Source organism: Microcella sp. (genome assembly GCF_046293215.1).
Classification (GTDB): domain Bacteria; phylum Actinomycetota; class Actinomycetes; order Actinomycetales; family Microbacteriaceae; genus Microcella.
Map to the genome: position 1 here is coordinate 193,269 of NZ_JBKBPI010000001.1, position 17,493 is coordinate 210,761.

Here is a 17,493-nt window from a genome sequence, read left to right on the forward strand (position 1 = left end):
AGTGCTAATGGCTCTGCATCTGACGACGCAGCAGATCAATTCGTGCCTGCAGCTGGGCAACCGTCGCCTGGCCTACGGCGGGCCCACCGCACACGCGGCGCAACTCGGCGTGGATGTGTCCGTGCGGCTGCCCGGTGAGCTTCGCCCGCAGCCCCACCAGGCTGTTCAGCAGGCTGCGCTGCTCTTTCAGTGACCGGTAGAGCGGCTCGGGGGCGGGTGCCGTCGGCGGTCGCTCGGCCACACGGCGGGCCTGACGCGCCTGGCGATGACGCAAGAGCTCGTGCACCTCGTCCGGTTCGAGAATTCCGGGGAGACCGAGGAAGTCGAGCTCTTCGAGGCTTCCCACCTCTGCCTGCTGGCCGAACTCGGCGCCCTCGTACACAACCTTGTCGAAGGTGACGGTCGAGTCGAGTGCTGCGAACGTGTACTCGGCGAGCAGGTCGTCGCTCGCCTTCTCGTCGCGGTTCGCGTCGTCGATGAGCGAATCGTCGAGCAGCTCGCCGTCACCCGCACCTTCGCGGTCGAGGGCGTGATCGCGCTCACGCTCGAGCTCGTTGGCCAGCCGCAGAATCGGCTTCACGCTCGGAATGAAGATGCTCGCCGTCTCGCCGCGACGGCGGGCGCGCACGAAGCGCCCGATCGCCTGGGCGAAAAACAGCGGCGTGGATGCACTGGTCGCGTACACACCCACGCACAGTCGCGGAACGTCCACGCCCTCGGACACCATCCTGACCGCGACGAGCCACCGCGAGTCGCCGCGACTGAAGGTCTCGATGCGGTCGGAGGCGCCTGGCTCGTCGCTCAGCACAACCGTGGGCGCCGACCCCGTGATCTGATGCAGCAGCGCCGCGTATGCCCGCGCCGTCGTCTGGTCGGTGGCGATGACGAGGCCGCCGGCATCGGGCACATGGTGGCGCACCTCGGTGAGGCGACGGTCTGCCGCCTCGAGCACCCCGCGCATCCACTGCCCCTCGGGGTCGAGCGCGGTGCGCCAAGCCTGCGAGGTGACGTCGGCGGTGTCGTCTTGACCGAGCACGGCCTCCATCTCGTCACCCGTGGTGGTGCGCCAGCGCATGCGGCCGGCATAGCTCATGAACAGCACGGGGCGAACGACGCCGTCGCGCAGCGCCCGACCGTAGCCGTAGCTGTAGTCGGTCGCCGACATGCGGATTCCCTCGTCATTCGGCTCGTATCGGACGAACGGGATGGGCGCGGTGTCGCTGCGGAAGGGCGTACCGGTGAGCGACAGCCGGCGGGTGGCGCCCGAGTACGCGTCGCGGATCGCCTCACCCCAACTGAGGGCGTCGCCGCCGTGGTGCACCTCGTCGAGAATCACGAGGGTGCGCACCTGGTCGGTGAGAGTCTGGTGCAGGTAGGGCTTTGCGGCGACCTGGGCGTAGGTGACGGCGACGCCGTGAAACGCTCGAGCGATCGCTCCCGACGAGTTGCTGAACGCGGGGTCGAGGCGGATGCCGACCCGGTGCGCCGCGTCGGCCCACTGCTTCTTCAAGTGCTCGGTCGGTGCGACGACCATGACGCGGTCGACGGTACGGCGCGCCAGCAGTTCGGTGGCGAGGCGGAGTGCGAACGTCGTCTTGCCCGCGCCCGGGGTAGCTGCGGCGAGAAAGTCGCGTGGTTCCGTCTCGAAGTAGCGGTCGAGGGCCTCGGCCTGCCAGGCGCGCAGGCGGCTAGCGGTGCCGCGCGCGGCGCGCTCGGGGTACGACGGTGAGAGGTGCTCTGCCGCGAAGGTGCCGACGTGCGGGGCGGCGCGGAAGGAGGCTGTCACGGTGACAGAACCCTAGTCGAGCGAGCCGACATCCCGACTCGACCGGGCCGAGCGACGCCGGCCCTCCGCTCGCATAAGGCTTGCCCGCTGGATCGCCGCCGAGCCGAAACGGGCGGTGAGCGCATCCATCGTCTCTTCGGTCTCTCGCCAGCCCTCGTCGTCATCCCACAGGCCACGCTCGACCGCGCCGGTCGGCAACAGGTTCTCTGCTCGCACGCCGAGCAACCGGATTCCCCGCCCATCCGCACCCGCCGCGCGAAAGAGCGCGCGCGCTTCGGCGGCGATTCTCTGCGCGACATCGGTCGGCTCCGTGAGTGTCTGAGAGCGGGTCAGGGTCGTGAAATCGCCGAAGCGCACCTTGACCGCCACGGTACGCGCCACCCATCCGCCGGAGCGCAGCCGCTTGGCCACCGCGTCAGACAGCCGCAGCAGCTCGCGATCGATGTGCGAGAGGTCACTGAGGTCGCGTTCGTACGTCGACTCATGACCGATCGACTTCTCGGCGCGTTCAGGCGTGACGCTGCGGGGGTCACGTGCCCACGCGAGGGCGTGCAGCTTCGCCGCGCCCGCCTCCCCCACGGCGCGACGCAGCGCGTCGATGGGCGTCTGGGCAACATCGCCCACCGTGCGCAGGCCGAGTCGCGCGAGCTTTTCTTCCGTGGCCCGGCCCACGCCCCACAGCGCACTGATGGGCAGGGGGTGCAGGAATGCCAGTGTGTCGTCGTGGGGTACGACGAGCAAGCCGTCGGGCTTAGCGCGAGATGACGCCAGCTTCGCGACGAACTTGGTTGACGCCGCGCCGACGGAGGCGACGAGGCCGGTTTCGGCACGGATACGCTCGCGCAGCATCCGCCCGATGTGCCAGGGCGCACCGAACAGGGCGCGAGATCCACCGACGTCGAGAAAGGCCTCGTCGATGCTCAGCGGTTCGACGAGCGGCGTCACATCGCCCAGGATCGCCATGACCTGGCGGGAGGCAGCCTGGTAGCGCTCGTAGTGCGGCTCCAGCACGACCGCCTTCGGACAGCGGCGCAGGGCCACGGCCATCGGCATGGCCGAGTTCACCCCGTAGGCGCGCGCCTCGTAGGTGGCAGCGGTGACGACCGACCGGTGTCCGCGATGCCCGACGATGACCGGCTGACCGCGCAACTCGGGTCGCGCGAGCAACTCGACTGACGCGAAAAACGCGTCCATATCGACGTGCAGGATGCGCGCGGTCGCGTCATCGGTCGGCGTGTCGGTGACCTGCCGCCCCGATCCGTCCTGCTTGCTCACCCCGCGATCCTCTCAGCCCCCGCTGACACCGCCGCACACATCCCGCGAGCGACGCTGCGACGCGCCCGGCGCCGACGCCGGTCGCGTCGCGAGCGGCGCTCTGCCACTCTGGAGAGCATGTCTCAGCAACACCCGTGGTCGCGCTACGTGGCGATCGGCGATTCGTTCACCGAGGGCATCGGCGATCGTGAACCACGCAGTCCCGGCGGACACCGCGGCTGGGCAGACCGCGTCGCCGAGGTTTTGGCCGATCAGACCACCGACTTCGCGTACGCAAACCTGGCGATCCGCGGCCGCCTCCTCCAGCAGATCGCCGATGAGCAGATCGAGCCGGCGCTCGAACTGCGCCCCGACCTGATCAGCATCTCGGGGGGCGGCAATGACATCTTGCGCCCGGGCACCGACCCCGACGAGGTGGCGAACCGCTTCGAGGACGCGGTCGTTCGCCTGCGCCGCGACGACGCAACGGTCGTCATGTTCAACGGTCCCGATATCGGCATGACGCCGGTGATGCGCCGCATTCGTGGAAAGGTGGCGATCTACAACGAGAACCTCCGCGCCGTCGCCGCAAAGCACGACGCGATCGTGGTCGACATGTGGGCGCTGCGCCAACTGCGCGACCCCCAGATGTGGGATCGCGACCGGCTGCACTTTTCGCCGCTCGGCCACCACACGATCGCGATCGCCATGCTCGAGGCACTCGGCGTCGAGCACGGGCTGGAAGCCCGGCACCCCGAGCCGCTGCCGAGGCAGAGTTGGCGTAAGGCCCGCGTCGACGACATCGGATGGGCCCGCGAATACCTCGTGCCGTGGGTCGTTCGCCGCATTCGACACCAGTCGTCGGGCGACCTCATTCAGGCCAAGCGCCGCACGCTCGCCCACCCCCGAGGGCATGAGCAGGCCGAGGAGACGGCGCGGCGCGACGACGTGCGCTAAGCCGAGTCGCGCCAGACGACTTCCGTCGGCAGCAGCACCACACCGCGCCGACGCTCGCCCGTGCGAATCTCGTCGAGCACGAGTTCGGCAGCGCGCGCCCCGAGCAGGTCGGCCGGCTGGCGCACCGTCGAGAGAGCTGGCTGGCACCGCAGCGCCCAGGCGCTGTCATCGAAGCCGACCACACCGACGTCGTCGGGAACGCGTCGGCCGTGGGCGCGCAACACATCCACCGCTCCCGCGGCAATCGCGTCGGAGGCCGCAAACAGCCCGTCAATGTCGGGGGCTTGCGCGAGCAGTTCGCGCATCCCCTCCTGCCCCGAGTGAAAGGAGTACAGCGGCACATCCGCGACGAGCTGGGGGTCGAACTGGTCGCCCAGCGCGTCACGGAATCCGGCGAGGCGATCGCGACCGGAGTCGCGGTCGAGAGCTGCCGCGATCATCCCGATGCGCGTGCGCCCCGTGTTCACGAGCCGCTCGGTGATCTGGCGAGCCGCTGTGCGGTTATCGATGCTCACCGAGGGCAACTCAGGTGCAGTCTCGGGGCGTCCAACAAGGACGGTCGGGATGCGCAGTCGCTGGAGCGCCTCGGCAATCGGGTCGTCTTCGCGTGCCGAGACCACGATGGCCCCGTCGACGAACCCTCCGCCGAGATAGGACACGACGCGCTCGGTGTCGCGGTCGGTGTCGATGATCAGCGACACGAGTTGGTAGTCGGCCTCACTCAGGGCGGCGTTCGTGCCGAGCAAAATGGCCCCGATGTTGGGGTCCTCCACGAACACCGAGTGGGGCTCGTGAACGATGAGGGCGACGGCACCCGAACTCTGGGTCGCGAGATTTCTCGCGGCGGTGTTGCGAACGTATCCGACCTTCTCGATGGCGGCCTCGATCGCCTCGCGAGCGCCCTGCGACACGTAGGGTTCGCCGTTCAAGACCCGCGAAACGGTGCCGCGCGAGACGCCCGCCTCGGCGGCGACGTCGAAGATTGTCGCGCGCTTGGGTCGCGTTCTCGGCTCGGCCACGGGGCCAGTGTATCCACGGGCGCGACACGCCGAAGGGCGGAGCGGGTGTTGACACGCCCGCCGGCTCTTCCTATTCTGTGAGCGCTCACAGATCCTCCGGGGTCTTTTTCTCGACACATTTCTGTGCACGTTCACAGAAGGCGAGAGATTGACCGCGCGATCAGAGCAACACCGTCGTTGATCGTTCCGAGAGGACCGCTGTGAGCATCACCCCCGCAACCCGCATCGCACCCGAGTTGGTGCGCGGCTACCCCGCGGGTCACGTGCTGCTCGGCTGCGACTACAACCCCGAGCAGTGGGGCCGCGACGTCTGGCGTGACGACGTGGCGCTCATGCGTGAGCTCGGCATCGATCTCGTCGCGATCAACATCTTCGGCTGGGCGCAGATCGAAAAGCAGCCAGGCGACTACGACTTCAGCGCGCTCGACGAGATCATCGCGCTTCTGCACGAGGCAGGCATCCGGCTGAACCTCGGTACGGGAACCTCCTCTCCCCCTCCGTGGCTGTCGCGCATTGAACCGTCGATCCTGCCGGTCGATGCCGATGGCGTCACCGCGTGGCCGGGAGGCCGCCAGGCCTGGTGCCCCAGCTCGCCCGTTTTTCGTGAGCACGCCCTGGCCCTCGTCGAGCGCGTTGCCGAGCGCTACGGCGACCACCCCGCGCTGGCGCTGTGGCACATTTCCAACGAGCTCGGCTGCCACAACGCCCACTGCTACTGCGACACATCGGCGCATGCCTTTCGCCGCTGGCTCGAGGCCCGCTACGGAACGATCGAGGCCCTCAACGACGCCTGGGGCACCGCGTTCTGGAGTCAGCGCTACAGCCAGTGGGGCGACATTCTCCCCCCTCGGCGCACCCGATCCGCCGGCAACCCTGCCCACAGCCTTGACTTCCGTCGCTTCAGCTCGGACGCCCTGCTTGACTACTACCGAGCGGAGCGCGCGGTCATCGAGCAGCACTCGTCGGCTCCGATCACCACGAACCTCATGGTGACCGCCCACATCCAGACGCAGGACTACTGGTCGTGGACGAATGACCTCGACCTCATCGCGAACGATCACTACCTCGATCACCGGCTCTCGGATCCTCTCGCTGAGCTCGCGTTCTGCGCCGACCTCACCCGCGGGCTGGCCGACGGCGAACCCTGGATGCTCATGGAGACCTCCACGAGCGCCGTCAGTTGGCAGCCGGTCAACCACACGAAGTCGCCCACCCAATTGCGGCTGACCGCGCTCGCGCACGTGGCACGCGGCGCTGACAGCGTGTGCTTCTTCCAGTGGCGGCAATCGCAGCGGGGTGCCGAGAAGTTTCACTCGGCGCTTGTGCCGCACGCGGGGGTCGACTCCGAGGGGTGGAGAGCATCCGTCGCCCTCTCCGGCATGCTCGACCGCCTCGACGAGGTCGTCGGCAGCCGCGTTGAAGCCCGCGTGGCGATGATCTTCGGGTGGCAGCAGTGGTGGGCAGCGGAGGGCGAAGCACACCCCAGCACGCTGTTGCGCTACCTCGACGAGGCACACCGTTACGCCCGGGCGCTGCGCGCGCTCGGCGTCACCGTCGACATGGTGCGCCCGGGTGCCGACCTCGACGGCTACGACCTCGTCATCCTTCCCACGTTCTACGCCCCGAGCGACGTCGATGTGCACGCAATCACCCGCGCTGTTGACGCCGGTACGAGCATCGTTGTGACCCCGTTCAGCGGCATCGCCGACGAGACCGATGCCATCCGGCTCGGCGGGTACCCCGGCGCGTTCCGCGACCTTCTGGGCATCACGATCGATGAGTTCCGCCCCCTCGCCGCTGAGTCAACGGCACGCCTTCGTAGCGGCGCCACCGGCAGCATCTGGGTCGACAGCATCCGCCTGGCCGGTGCGGAGGCCCACGACACCTTCGTGACCGGACCCGCCGCCGACTCCCCCGCGATCACCCGACACGCGCGCGGCACCGCGACCGCGTGGTACGTCGGCACGGTGCTCGCTGAGGATGATCTCGCCCGCCTCCTGTCCGAGGTGTGCGAGGCTGCCTCGGTCCCTGTCACCGAGGTCGGTCCCGACGTTGACCTGGTGGTGCGTCGGGGCCCCCATGCTCGCTATACGTTCGTCATCAACCACGGCAGCGGCCAGGTCACGAGCCCCGTCAGTGGGGTCGACCTGCTCAGCGCGGAGACCATCGCGGTGGGTGACCCGGTCGATGCTGGCCGCGCGATTGTCGTGCGCACTCCCCTCACCGACGAGGAGGCGAAGGAGACCCGATGAGCACCGACACCCTCCGTCGAGGAAAACCGAAGTCCACCGCGGTTCGCCACCGCGGCGCCCTGCTGTTCTTCCTCGCCCCCTTCGGCGTGCTGTTCACGCTGTTCTACATCGTTCCGATCTTGTACGCCGTGTACCAGTCCACTCTCGTGGTGGAGCGTGATGGAACGTTCGGCGCCGCCCGCCAGGTTTTCGGCGGCCTGACGCAGTACATCGCCGTCTTCCAGAACGACGCCTTCTGGCAATCCATCGGTCGAGTGATGCTGTTCGGCATCGTGCAGGTGCCGGTCATGCTGGGCCTTGCGCTCCTGCTGGCCCTGCTGCTCGACTCACCGCTGGTCCGCGGCACCAAGTTCTTCCGGCTCGCGTTCTTCGCTCCGTACGCCGTGCCCGGCGTTATCGCGGCGATCATGTGGGGCTTCCTGTACTCGCCGAACCTGTCGCCGTTCACCGACGTCACGCGGGCCATCCCGTTCCTGTCGGGCGAGCTCGTGCTGTGGTCTATCGCGAACGTCGTCACCTGGGTCTACGTCGGCTACAACATGCTGATCATCTACTCGGCCCTGCTCGCGATTCCGCAGGAGATCTACGAGGCCGCCCGTCTCGACGGGGCCGGCCAGGCCAGAATCGCGTGGTCGATCAAGATTCCGCTCATCGTTCCGGCACTCGTGCTCACCGGAATCTTCTCGATCATCGGCACCCTGCAGCTGCTGGCCGAGCCGCAGGTGTTCCGGAGCTTCACCTCCACCGTGACGAGCGACTTCACCCCGAACCTGCTCATCTACTCGACCGCGTCCGTTCCGAACGTGTCCCTCGCGGCGGCCATGTCGGTCGTCCTCGCTCTGACCACGTTCATCCTGTCGTTCACCGTGCTGAAGCTCACCCAGCGGAGGACCCAAGCATGAGCGCCACAACCGCTCCCGCCCGCACGAAGGGCCGTAGCTCCGTCCAGGAGTCCATCGCCTCGCGTGTGCTCGCCATGGCCGTCATGGGCATCGCGACGCTCTACTTCCTCACGCCGATCTGGTGGCTGTTCGTCGCCTCCACCAAGACGCGGGGACAGTTCACGACCACCGCCCCCCTGTGGTTCGCCGACTTCGCCCTGTTCGACAACATCCAGGCGCTGTTCGACTACCGCAACGCCGTGTTCCTCCGCTGGCTGCTCAACAGCGCGCTCTACGCGGGCCTCGGTGCGGCGCTCGCGACGCTCTTCGCAGCGATGACGGGCTACGCGATCGCCAAGTACACCTTCTGGGGCCGAAACGCTCTGTTCAACATCATCCTCGGCGGCGTGCTCGTACCGGCGACGGCGCTGGCGCTGCCGCTGTTCCTGCTGTTCAGCCAGGTCGGTGCCACAAACACGTACTGGGCCGTTTTTCTGCCGAGCCTCGTCAGCCCCTTCGGGGTGTACCTCTCGCGCATCTACGCGGCGGCGAGCGTGCCCGATGAGATCATCGAGGCGGCGCGTATCGATGGCGCGGGCGAGGTGCGCACGTTCTTCACCGTCTCCACGCGAATGATGGCGCCCGCACTCGTCACCATCTTCCTCTTCCAGTTCGTCGCGATCTGGAACAACTTCTTCTTGCCACTCATCATGCTGCGCGACGAGAGCCTGTTCCCCGTCACGCTCGGCCTGTACGTCTGGAACACCCAGGTGAGCCAGATTCCCGACATCCGCGCGCTCGTCATCATCGGCTCGCTGCTGTCGATCATCCCCCTCATCATCACGTTCCTCGGTCTGCAGCGGTTCTGGCAGTCCGGGCTGGCGAACGGCGGTCTCAAGTGAGACCGACAGCCGGCGAAACCGCGGCGGGCACGCAACGCCCTCCCCGCACCCTCACCACCAAGAGAAAGGAAACCCGCATGGCGATCTCCCGAATCGCGCGCACCGGGGCCATCGTGTCCGCGGCAACGCTCGCGCTTACCGCCTGCTCGACCGGCACCGGAGGCGACGGCGCCTCTGGCGACTGCGCACCGAGCGACGGACCCGTCACCCTCACGTTCACGAGCTGGCTGCCCGGCATCGATGAAGCGGTGGCCATCTGGAACGAGCGCAACCCCGACATCCAGGTCGAGGTGCAGACCGGCCCCAACGGCAACGGTGGCACGTACCAGAACTTCTTCAACCAGCTCGCTGCCGGCAACGCGCCCGACCTCGGCCAGATCGAGTACGACGCCATGCCGAACTTCCGCGTGCAGGACGGTCTCGAGAACATCGCGGCCTGCGAGGGCATCCTCGAGGCCGAGAGCCAGTTCGTCGACTGGACCTGGAGCCAGGTCACCTTCGGCGAAGAGAACGCGGTCTACGCGATCCCGCAGGACACCGGCCCCATGGCCATGTTCTACCGCGCCGACCTGTTCGAGGAGGCCGGCATCGACGTGCCCACCACGTGGGACGAGTACCGCGCCGCGGCCGAGGCGATCCGCGAAGAGGGCGGCTACATCACCAACTTCTCGCAGAGCGACATCAATCAGTTCGCCGGCTTCGTGTGGCAGACCGGTGGCCAGTGGTTCTCGAACGACGGTGACGAGTGGCAGGTCAACCTCACGGGCGACGAGTCGCTGAAGGTTGCCGAGTACTGGCAGGGCCTGCTCGCCGATGACCTGGTTTCGGCCAACCCGCCGTGGACCGACGAGTGGAACGCCGCGTTCAACAACTCCGAGGTCTGGACCTGGGTCTCGGCCGTCTGGGGTGCAAACACCATCCTCAGCGGTGCTCCCGACACCGCCGGCAACTGGGCCGTCGCCCCGATGCCGCAGTGGGAGGCGGGCGCGAGCGCTGCCGGTAACTGGGGTGGCTCGACCACCGCGGTGCTGAAGGGCTCGGACCACCCGTACGAGGCCGCGCAGTTCGCGCTGTGGCTGAACACCGACCCCGACGCGCTGACGGCCATGAACCGCACGGCGCAGATCTACCCGGCGACGATCGAGGGTGCGAACCTTCCCGTCTTCGCAGAGGGCGTCGAGTTCTACGGTGGCCAGGAGATCTACCAGGTCTTCGCCGAGGCCGGCACCAACGTCGACCCCAACTTCGTGTGGGGCCCGACGATGACGCAGGTCTACAACGACGTGGCTGACGGCTTCTCGGGAGCCATCTCGGGCACCGGTACGCTCATGGACGCGCTGACCGCCGGTCAGCAGTCGACCATCGCAGCGCTCCGCGCCGCGAGCATCCCCGTCCAGGAGTAGGCACCATCTCACTCCATCACCTCCGTGCCGCGGGTGTCAGCGTTCTGCTCGACGCCCGCGGCACGGGCGTGCCCCGGCTGCTTCACGTCGGCGGCGACCTTGGCGGGCTTGATGACGAGGCGCTCGCCGCCCTCGCCGCACCCGCCGCCATCCCACCCAGCTCCCCCGACATCGCCGTCGTTCCGTCGCTCGTCGCCAACCCCTCCGAGGGGTTTTCCGGCTGGCCGACCGTGGTGCTGCGCCGCGCGACGTCCCCTGCTTCGCGATTCGCCACCCGCTTCGCGACGCGAGAAGTCGCGTCGGATGCCGCCTCGAGCATCCGCATTGTTCTTGATGCGCGCGATGACCACGGTCTCGTCGCGACGATCGAATGGATGCTCGCCCTCAGCTCCGAGGGCGTGGTCACGATCGCGCTCACCGCGCACGCGGGCGCCGAGCCGGTCGAGCTGACGCGCCTAGCCGCGGCCGTTCCCGTTCCCGCTCGAGCGAGCGAGCTCCTCGACTTCACCGGCCTCTGGGCCTACGAGCGACGCCCTCAGCGCGGAGCAGTCCGAGACGGCCTGATGCTGCGCGAGCAACGCCAGGGTCGCCCCGGACACGACAGCCCGTTCCTGACCGTTGCCGGCACCCCCGGTTTCGGCTTCCGCCACGGCGAGGTGTGGGCGCTGCACCACGCGTGGAGCGGCAACAGCGTCACCGGACTCGACAGCCTCGCCACCGGCGACCGACGCCTCATTGCCGGCGAGCTGCTCGAACCGGGCGAGCTCGTGATCGCGCCCGGCGAGACGTACACCGCCCCAGACACCGTCGTGACGTATTCACGCGCGGGGCTCGACGGGCTGAGCGACCGCTTCCACCCGTTCGTGCGGCGCCTCACTCCCGCGGCGTCGCGCCCGCTCGTGCTGAACACCTGGGAGGCCGTGTACTTCGAGCAGTCGCTCGAGCGACTGACGCCCCTCGTTGACGCGGCGGCAGAGGTCGGTGTTGAGCGCTTTGTGCTCGACGACGGCTGGTTCACTGGCCGCACCGACGACAAGCGCGCTCTCGGCGACTGGACCGTCGACCGCGAGCGCTGGCCAGACGGCTTGCACCCGCTCATTGCCCAGGTGCAGGCGCGCGGCATGGAGTTCGGCCTCTGGGTCGAACCCGAGATGGTCAGCCCCGACAGCGCGCTCGCCCGTGCCCACCCCGAGTGGGTACTCGCTGACACGGCGGCCGACAACAGTGGCCAGAGCGTTCCCCCGAGCTGGCGCTGGCAGCACACCCTCGACCTCACCGCCAACGGCGCGGTCGACCACGTGTTCGCTGCGCTCGACGCACTCCTGACCGAGTACCCCATCGCCTTTCTCAAGTGGGACCACAACCGTGCGCTGCACGCCGGGTCGGCCGCGTCCCAGACACGCGCCCTCTATGCGCTGCTCGACCGGCTGCGCGCCGCGCACCCGCGCGTCGCGATCGAGTCGTGCGCCTCGGGCGGCGCCCGCATCGACCTCGGCATCGCTCGCCGCGTGCACCGCTTCTGGACTTCCGACACGAACGACGCGCTCGAGCGCCAGGCCATTCAGCGCTACACGAGCATCCTCATGCCGCCCGAGTTGCTCGGCGGCCACGTCGGCTCCGACCGCGCCCACATCACGGGTCGCACGCACGACCTGTCGCTGCGCCTCATCACGGCTCTGTTCGGCCACGCCGGCATCGAGTGGGATCTCACCCGCGCCTCCGACGCCGAGCGCGAGCAGCTCGCCGCCTGGGCGGCGCTCTACCGCGAACTGCGCCCGCTGCTCCACGGGGGCCGCACCGTCCGCACCGACGAGGCGGGCGACAACCGGCTCGTGCACGCGGTCGTCAGCGCGGATGCACGCGACGCCCTCATCGCGCTGATCCAGCTCACCGCGTCCCCCACAGCGACGCCCCCGCGCCTGCGACTGCCGGGCCTCGACGCCGGCCGCGTGTATCGCCTCGAACCCGTCGCGCTCGGCGCACCAGCGCACGTGGTGCAGGACGCCCCTCCGGCGTGGTGGCAGGCAGTGTCGATCGACATTACGGGCCGCGCGTTCGCCGAGTTCGGGGTTCCCGTGCCCCTACTCGCCCCCGAGCAGGCGATTCTGCTGCGCGCGACCGCGGTCGCCGCCAGCTAGACCTGCAGCGCGTACAGGGCAACGGCCGCCGCAGCGGCCACGTTGAGCGAGTCGACCCCGTGCCCCATGGGGATCGTCACCACTGTGTCGGCCGCGGCCAGCGCTCGCCGCGATAGCCCATCTCCCTCCGAGCCCACGACGACGGCCACCCGCTCGGGTGCCGAGGCCGCGTACTCGCGCAACCCCACGGCGTCGTCGGCGAGCGCGAGGGCCGCGAGCTGGAAGCCGGCGTCCGTGAAGAGGGTGCGTGCCGCATCCCATTCGGGAAGGCGCGTCCACGGCACCTGCAGCACCGTGCCCATCGACACCCGCACGCTGCGCCGGTACAGCGGGTCGGCCGCGTCGGCCGTCACGAAGACGGCGTCGGCGCCGAGGCCCGCCACCGAGCGGAAGATTGCGCCGATGTTGGTGTGGTCGACGACGTTCTCGATGACGACGACGCGGCGTGCGCCGCGCAGCAGCTCGGCGGGATCGGGAAGCTGCGGCCGGTGCATGCTCGCGAGCGCCCCCCGGTGCAGGTGGAACCCGGTCAGCTCCTCCAGAAGGGCGGGTGTGCCGACGTACACGGGCACATCGTGGCCCGCGAGCAGCGCCTCGAGCTCGGGCAGCCAGCGCGCGCTCGTCAGCACGCTGCGCGGCTGGTGTCCCGCCGCCAGGGCACGACCGATGACGGTGAGTGACTCGGCCAGGTACAGTCCGCCCTCGGGCTCGATCGCCCGGCGCAACGCCACGTCGGTCAGCCGGGCGTAGTCGTCGAGCGCCGGGTCGTCGAGCGTCTCGAACTCGCGAATCTGCACGGAATTGCCTCCCTCAAAGCCCTCGGAAACATATCGGAAACCGTGAGCGTTTACTGTGGCGACAGCACCGCGAATCGGAGACCGCCCGTGACGAGCACCGCAGCCCCCGCCCTCGCCCTTGGCGATGAGGCGCTTGGCGAGCTGGCGCGTGCCGCTGAGCTGCTGAAGGGCCGCCGTCTCGCGGTGTTGACGGGCGCCGGCATCAGCACTGATTCGGGCATCCCCGACTATCGGGGCGCGGGCGCGCCGGTGCGCACGCCGATGACCTTCAGCCAGTTTCTCGCCGACGAGCCCTACCGCAAGCGCTACTGGGCGGGCAGCCACCTCGGCTGGTCACGGTTCGCAACCTCCCGCCCCAACACCGGGCATCGGATGCTCGCCGAGCTCGAACAGGCGGGTCTCGTCACCGGCGTGGTCACCCAGAACGTCGACGGGCTGCACGTGCGCGCGGGGTCTCAGCGCGTCGTCGACCTGCACGGCTCGATGGACCGCGTCGTGTGTCTGCACTGCGGGCAGGCGTTCTCGCGCGATGCGATCGCCGACCGCATCCAGCTGCTGAACCCCTGGTTCGACGAGTCAGTCGCCAGCCGCATCAACCCCGACGGCGACGCTGAGGTCGACGACGTGTCCCGCTTCGAAGTGCCCGAGTGCACCGTCTGCGGTGGCACCCTGAAGCCCGACATCGTGTTCTTCGGCGAGTTCGTGCCACCGGTCAAGTTCGAGGAGGCGCGCACGATCGTGGCGCGCGCCGACGCGCTCGTCGTGCTCGGGTCATCCCTCGTCGTCAACTCGGGCATCCGCCTCGTCGGGCTCGCGCAGAAGAAGCGCATTCCGACCGTCATCGTCAATCGTGGGGTCACGAAGGCCGATGCGCGGGCCGCCGTTAAGATCGATGCGGGCACTTCCGAGACGCTCGCCCTCCTCCGCGACGCGCTCCTGCCCTGACCAGCGCGGCCGAAATCCGGCCCCGCACGGAAGGGACCGATGACCGTCTTCGCGCTCGTGCGCCACGGTGAGACCGACTGGAACCGCGCCCGCCGCATTCAGGGCGCCACCGACATTCCGCTGAACGACACCGGCCGCGAGCAGGCTGCGGCCGCTGGCCGGTTGCTCGCTGGCCGTGCCTGGAGCCGGATCGTTGCCTCTCCGCTGTCCCGTGCATCCGAGACGGCCGAAATCATCGCCCGCGAGGCCGGAATCGGGCCCGTCGAGCACGAGCCGGCGTTTGTGGAGCGCAACTACGGCGAGGCTGAAGGGCTCACAGGCGCTGATCTCGACGCGCGCTTCCCCGAGGGCACCGATGTTCCCGGCCGCGAGACCCGCGAGGCGGTCGCTGAGCGCGTCATCGACGGCCTGCACCGCCTGGCTGCGGCACACCCCGGCGAAGCGATCATCGTCGTCGCGCACGGCGGGGTCATTCGCAGCGTGCTCGAGACCGTCGCGCCGGGGCACCACCGCGAGCCGATCACGAACGGCTCGATCCACTCGTTCCAGCACGCCGACGGTGGACTCGAACTGGTGCTGTTCGACGACCCGCTCGACGAGCAGTCGATCTTCCCGTACGCCGACGACTACGACGAGCAGAACCCGCTCGCGCACCGCGAGTCCGACGGCGGGGCGCGCTAGTGGCGCCGTCCGGAGTCGAACGCTTCCGCGCGGCGACCGAACACCTCGCGCTCGACATCCACCGGATGCCCGACTCGACGCACACCGCCGCCGATGCGGCCGCGGCCCTCGGAGTCGAGGTGGGCGCGATCGTGAAGTCGCTCGTCTTCGTCGCCGTGCGCGAGGGGTCAGACGGTTCCGCAGTCCACGAGCCCGTGCTCGTGCTCGTCCCCGGCGACCGTCGCGCCGACCTTGAGCTGCTCGCGACCGTCCTGGATGCGCGGATCGAGAAGGCCGACGCCCGCACCGTCAAGCAGGCGACCGGCTTCTCGATCGGGGGCGTGCCGCCGATCGGTCATCCCCACCCGGTGCCGACACTCATCGACGACGCGTTTGACCGATTCCCGGTGCTCTGGGCTGCCGCCGGCAGCGCGTACGACAACTTCCCGCTCACGTTCGACCAGTTGGTCTTATGGTCGGGCGGGCGCGTCGCGTCCGTCGCGTCCTAGCGATCCGCGCGTCTGACCTGCGCGGCCAGGGCGCGCAGCAGTTCGGCGAGCACTGCGGCACTCGCATCCCAGTCGAAGCGGGCGGCCTCGCCGGGGGCGGCGGCGCTGCGACGCTCCCACTCCCCCGGTTCGATCAGTCGACGGACGGCGGAAGCGAGAGCGTCGGTGTCGTCAACGCCGAAGTAGAGCGCTGTCTCGCCGCCGATTTCGCGGAAAATCGGGGTGTCAGCGACGACGATGGGGGTACCGCGCCCCATCGCCTCGACGAGGGGGATGCCGAAGCCCTCCTCACGGGAGGCGTGCACGAGAGCCGTCGCCCGATCGAGCAGCGCCGCGTACTCGGCATCGTCGACCCCGTCGTGAATGACGAGCGAGCCGGCGGGTGCTGCCTGGGTCAGCCGCTCGCGCTCGCCCGCCGGAATGCGACTGAGTAGGTGCAGGCGCGCACCCGGCAGGTGGTGCAGCGCATCGACGAGGGTGTCGACGCCCTTGTACGGCATGAACGAACCCATGTAGACGAGCTCGATGCCGTCCGGCCGCGTGCGCTCGCGAGCAGGCGGCACCTCAGCGGCGTTGGGCACCACCGTGACGGGTCGCGACGTCAGCCGGTGCCGCGCGATGAGGGCGCGCGTGGTCTCGGAGACCGTCACGACAGCATCCGCGCGATTCAGCAGTAGCCGCTGCGGCCACCACGCCAGGTGATACAGCCGCCAGAGCAGGCGCACGGGAGCGGGAAGGTCGCGCGGCGGCGTGCGGTGCGTGTAGTAGATGAGGTCGTGCACGGTGAGCACAAGCGGGTAGCGGCGCCCAAACGACCCCATCGTCTGCATGGGGCTGAACACGACGTCAGGCTTCAGGCGGTTCACCTGCCGGGCAACGAATGGCTCCCGCGCGCTCGTTGGGCTCGAGATCACTGCGTGCGGCAGCGTGGGCAGCATCGACAGCTGCCGCTCGTCGCTGATCAGCATGACGAGTTCATCGTCGGGGCCGAGACGCCGCGCGAGCGCCGCCGTGAGCGAGGCGGTGAACCGGCTGATGCCGTCGTGCCGCTCGAGCCGCGTGTAGCGGCAGTCGACGGCGACCCTCACGCGAGAAACTCCGTGATCGCCCCCGCCGCCTCGACCGGCTTCTCGTAGTGAATGAGGTGGCCGACGTCCGCGATTTCGACGAGCCGCGCATCCGGAAAGAGGGTGACGAGGCGGCGCTGCGCCTCGATCGGAGTGATGTCGTCGAGCGTCGCGGCGACCAGCAGCGTGCGCGGGGTCACGCGCTCTGCGTACTCCGACACGTCATGCGACACGGATGCTCGGAACGCCTCGAGCAGCATGTCGCGGTTCGCAAACCCCGAGAAGTAGCGGTCGTGTTCGGCATGAATCCAGCGCCGCAAGTCTTTGTCGCCGGTTTTCGCCATCGACACGCTCATCACGCGGGTCACCACCCTGCTGCGCAATACGGCGAATCCGGCGCGCTCGGGCAGGGCAGCGCCCAGGCGATAGAAGCCGATGGCGGCGCGCGTCAGAACGCCGCGGGGGCCCGATAGGGCGGGGGCCCCGATGGGGTTGACCAGGATCACCGACGGTGTTGGCATACCCAGGGCAACGGCCGCGCTCACGACGATCGTGCCAAACGAGTGACCGAGCAGCACCGCTTCGCCGGTGAGGCCCTCGGCCGCCACGAGTGCATTGAGCCACGCCGCGTAGCCGTCGATGTCGTGGGGACGATCCGGAAACGGCGTCGATGCTCCAAAGCCCGGCAGATCGGGGGCGAGGATGCGCAGGTGAGGAAGGCGCGCCACCACCGGTTCGAGCCCGTGGTGATCGCCGCGGAAGCCGTGCACCACGACCACGGTCGTCGCGGCGTCACTCGGCCCGTATTCGACGAGGCGCGTGCGGCTACCCAGCACCTCAATCACGCGCTCGCGGCGCGGGATGGCGGCGAGCAGCGCGGCGTGCGGGGCGGAGGTGCTCATCGCCGCCCAGTCTAGGTGCGG

General features: G+C 69.1%; 15 protein-coding genes. 9 read left to right on the forward strand and 6 right to left on the reverse strand.

Features of this window, described 5'->3' with window-relative positions; all coding sequences use genetic code 11:
* Positions 1-4 precede the first annotated feature (4 nt).
* Complete coding sequence (locus ACK4SC_RS00945) at positions 5-1,786, reverse strand: DEAD/DEAH box helicase (RefSeq protein WP_409613979.1); 1,782 nt, start codon at positions 1,784-1,786, stop codon at positions 5-7.
* Between the two features lie 12 nt (positions 1,787-1,798).
* The gene (locus ACK4SC_RS00950) at positions 1,799-3,061 is read right to left on the reverse strand and encodes a DNA polymerase IV (protein ID WP_409613982.1); all 1,263 of its coding nucleotides are present in this window, start codon (positions 3,059-3,061) and stop codon (positions 1,799-1,801) included.
* Positions 3,062-3,178: 117 nt separating this feature from the next.
* Between ACK4SC_RS00950 and ACK4SC_RS00955 the strand changes: the two genes are divergently transcribed.
* Complete coding sequence (locus tag ACK4SC_RS00955; RefSeq protein WP_409613985.1) at positions 3,179-3,997, forward strand: SGNH/GDSL hydrolase family protein; 819 nt, start codon at positions 3,179-3,181, stop codon at positions 3,995-3,997.
* On the opposite strand, the gene ACK4SC_RS00960 is transcribed toward ACK4SC_RS00955, so the two are convergent.
* Complete coding sequence (locus tag ACK4SC_RS00960) at positions 3,994-5,016, reverse strand: LacI family DNA-binding transcriptional regulator (protein ID WP_409613987.1); 1,023 nt, start codon at positions 5,014-5,016, stop codon at positions 3,994-3,996. The two genes, ACK4SC_RS00955 and ACK4SC_RS00960, sit on opposite strands and share 4 nt — an antisense overlap.
* A gap of 200 nt (positions 5,017-5,216) precedes the next feature.
* On the opposite strand from ACK4SC_RS00960, the gene ACK4SC_RS00965 reads away from it, so the two are divergent.
* From ACK4SC_RS00965 to ACK4SC_RS00985, 5 genes are all read left to right on the forward strand, one after another.
* A complete protein-coding gene (locus ACK4SC_RS00965; RefSeq protein ID WP_409613989.1) occupies positions 5,217-7,268 on the forward strand; it encodes a beta-galactosidase in 2,052 nt (683 codons plus the stop codon).
* The gene (locus ACK4SC_RS00970; protein WP_409613991.1) at positions 7,265-8,170 is read left to right on the forward strand and encodes a carbohydrate ABC transporter permease; all 906 of its coding nucleotides are present in this window, start codon (positions 7,265-7,267) and stop codon (positions 8,168-8,170) included. Before ACK4SC_RS00965 ends, ACK4SC_RS00970 begins: the two co-directional genes overlap by 4 nt.
* On the forward strand, positions 8,167-9,051 hold the full coding sequence (locus ACK4SC_RS00975; RefSeq protein ID WP_409613993.1) for a carbohydrate ABC transporter permease: 885 nt from the start codon (positions 8,167-8,169) through the stop codon (positions 9,049-9,051). The genes ACK4SC_RS00970 and ACK4SC_RS00975 overlap by 4 nt, the downstream gene beginning before the upstream one ends.
* Positions 9,052-9,128: 77 nt before the next feature.
* The gene (locus ACK4SC_RS00980) at positions 9,129-10,454 is read left to right on the forward strand and encodes an ABC transporter substrate-binding protein (RefSeq protein WP_409613995.1); all 1,326 of its coding nucleotides are present in this window, start codon (positions 9,129-9,131) and stop codon (positions 10,452-10,454) included.
* A gap of 68 nt (positions 10,455-10,522) precedes the next feature.
* The gene (locus ACK4SC_RS00985) at positions 10,523-12,592 is read left to right on the forward strand and encodes an alpha-galactosidase (protein ID WP_409613997.1); all 2,070 of its coding nucleotides are present in this window, start codon (positions 10,523-10,525) and stop codon (positions 12,590-12,592) included.
* Here the strand turns inward: ACK4SC_RS00985 and ACK4SC_RS00990 are convergent.
* The gene (locus tag ACK4SC_RS00990; RefSeq protein ID WP_409613999.1) at positions 12,589-13,389 is read right to left on the reverse strand and encodes a TrmH family RNA methyltransferase; all 801 of its coding nucleotides are present in this window, start codon (positions 13,387-13,389) and stop codon (positions 12,589-12,591) included. The two genes, ACK4SC_RS00985 and ACK4SC_RS00990, sit on opposite strands and share 4 nt — an antisense overlap.
* Positions 13,390-13,476: 87 nt before the next feature.
* Between ACK4SC_RS00990 and ACK4SC_RS00995 the strand changes: the two genes are divergently transcribed.
* The 3 genes from ACK4SC_RS00995 to ACK4SC_RS01005 are packed head-to-tail and all read left to right on the forward strand — an operon-like array spanning position 13,477 to position 15,503.
* Entirely contained in the window at positions 13,477-14,334 is an 858-nt protein-coding gene (locus tag ACK4SC_RS00995; RefSeq protein WP_409614001.1) for a Sir2 family NAD-dependent protein deacetylase, read from the forward strand.
* Positions 14,335-14,373: 39 nt separating this feature from the next.
* Positions 14,374-15,015, forward strand: a complete 642-nt coding sequence (locus tag ACK4SC_RS01000; protein ID WP_409614002.1) for a histidine phosphatase family protein — start codon at positions 14,374-14,376, stop codon at positions 15,013-15,015.
* Positions 15,015-15,503 carry a YbaK/EbsC family protein gene (locus ACK4SC_RS01005; protein WP_409614004.1) on the forward strand — a complete coding sequence of 163 codons (489 nt, stop codon included), beginning with the start codon at positions 15,015-15,017 and terminating at the stop codon, positions 15,501-15,503. The genes ACK4SC_RS01000 and ACK4SC_RS01005 overlap by 1 nt, the downstream gene beginning before the upstream one ends.
* Here ACK4SC_RS01005 and ACK4SC_RS01010 read toward each other — a convergent pair.
* Together ACK4SC_RS01010 and ACK4SC_RS01015 are read right to left on the reverse strand one after the other, a co-directional pair.
* Positions 15,500-16,591 (reverse strand): glycosyltransferase family 4 protein, encoded by a 1,092-nt coding sequence (locus tag ACK4SC_RS01010; RefSeq protein WP_409614005.1) that lies wholly within the window; start codon positions 16,589-16,591, stop codon positions 15,500-15,502. The genes ACK4SC_RS01005 and ACK4SC_RS01010 overlap by 4 nt on opposite strands.
* The gene (locus ACK4SC_RS01015) at positions 16,588-17,472 is read right to left on the reverse strand and encodes an alpha/beta fold hydrolase (protein WP_409614007.1); all 885 of its coding nucleotides are present in this window, start codon (positions 17,470-17,472) and stop codon (positions 16,588-16,590) included. Before ACK4SC_RS01015 ends, ACK4SC_RS01010 begins: the two co-directional genes overlap by 4 nt.
* Positions 17,473-17,493: the final 21 nt, after the last annotated feature.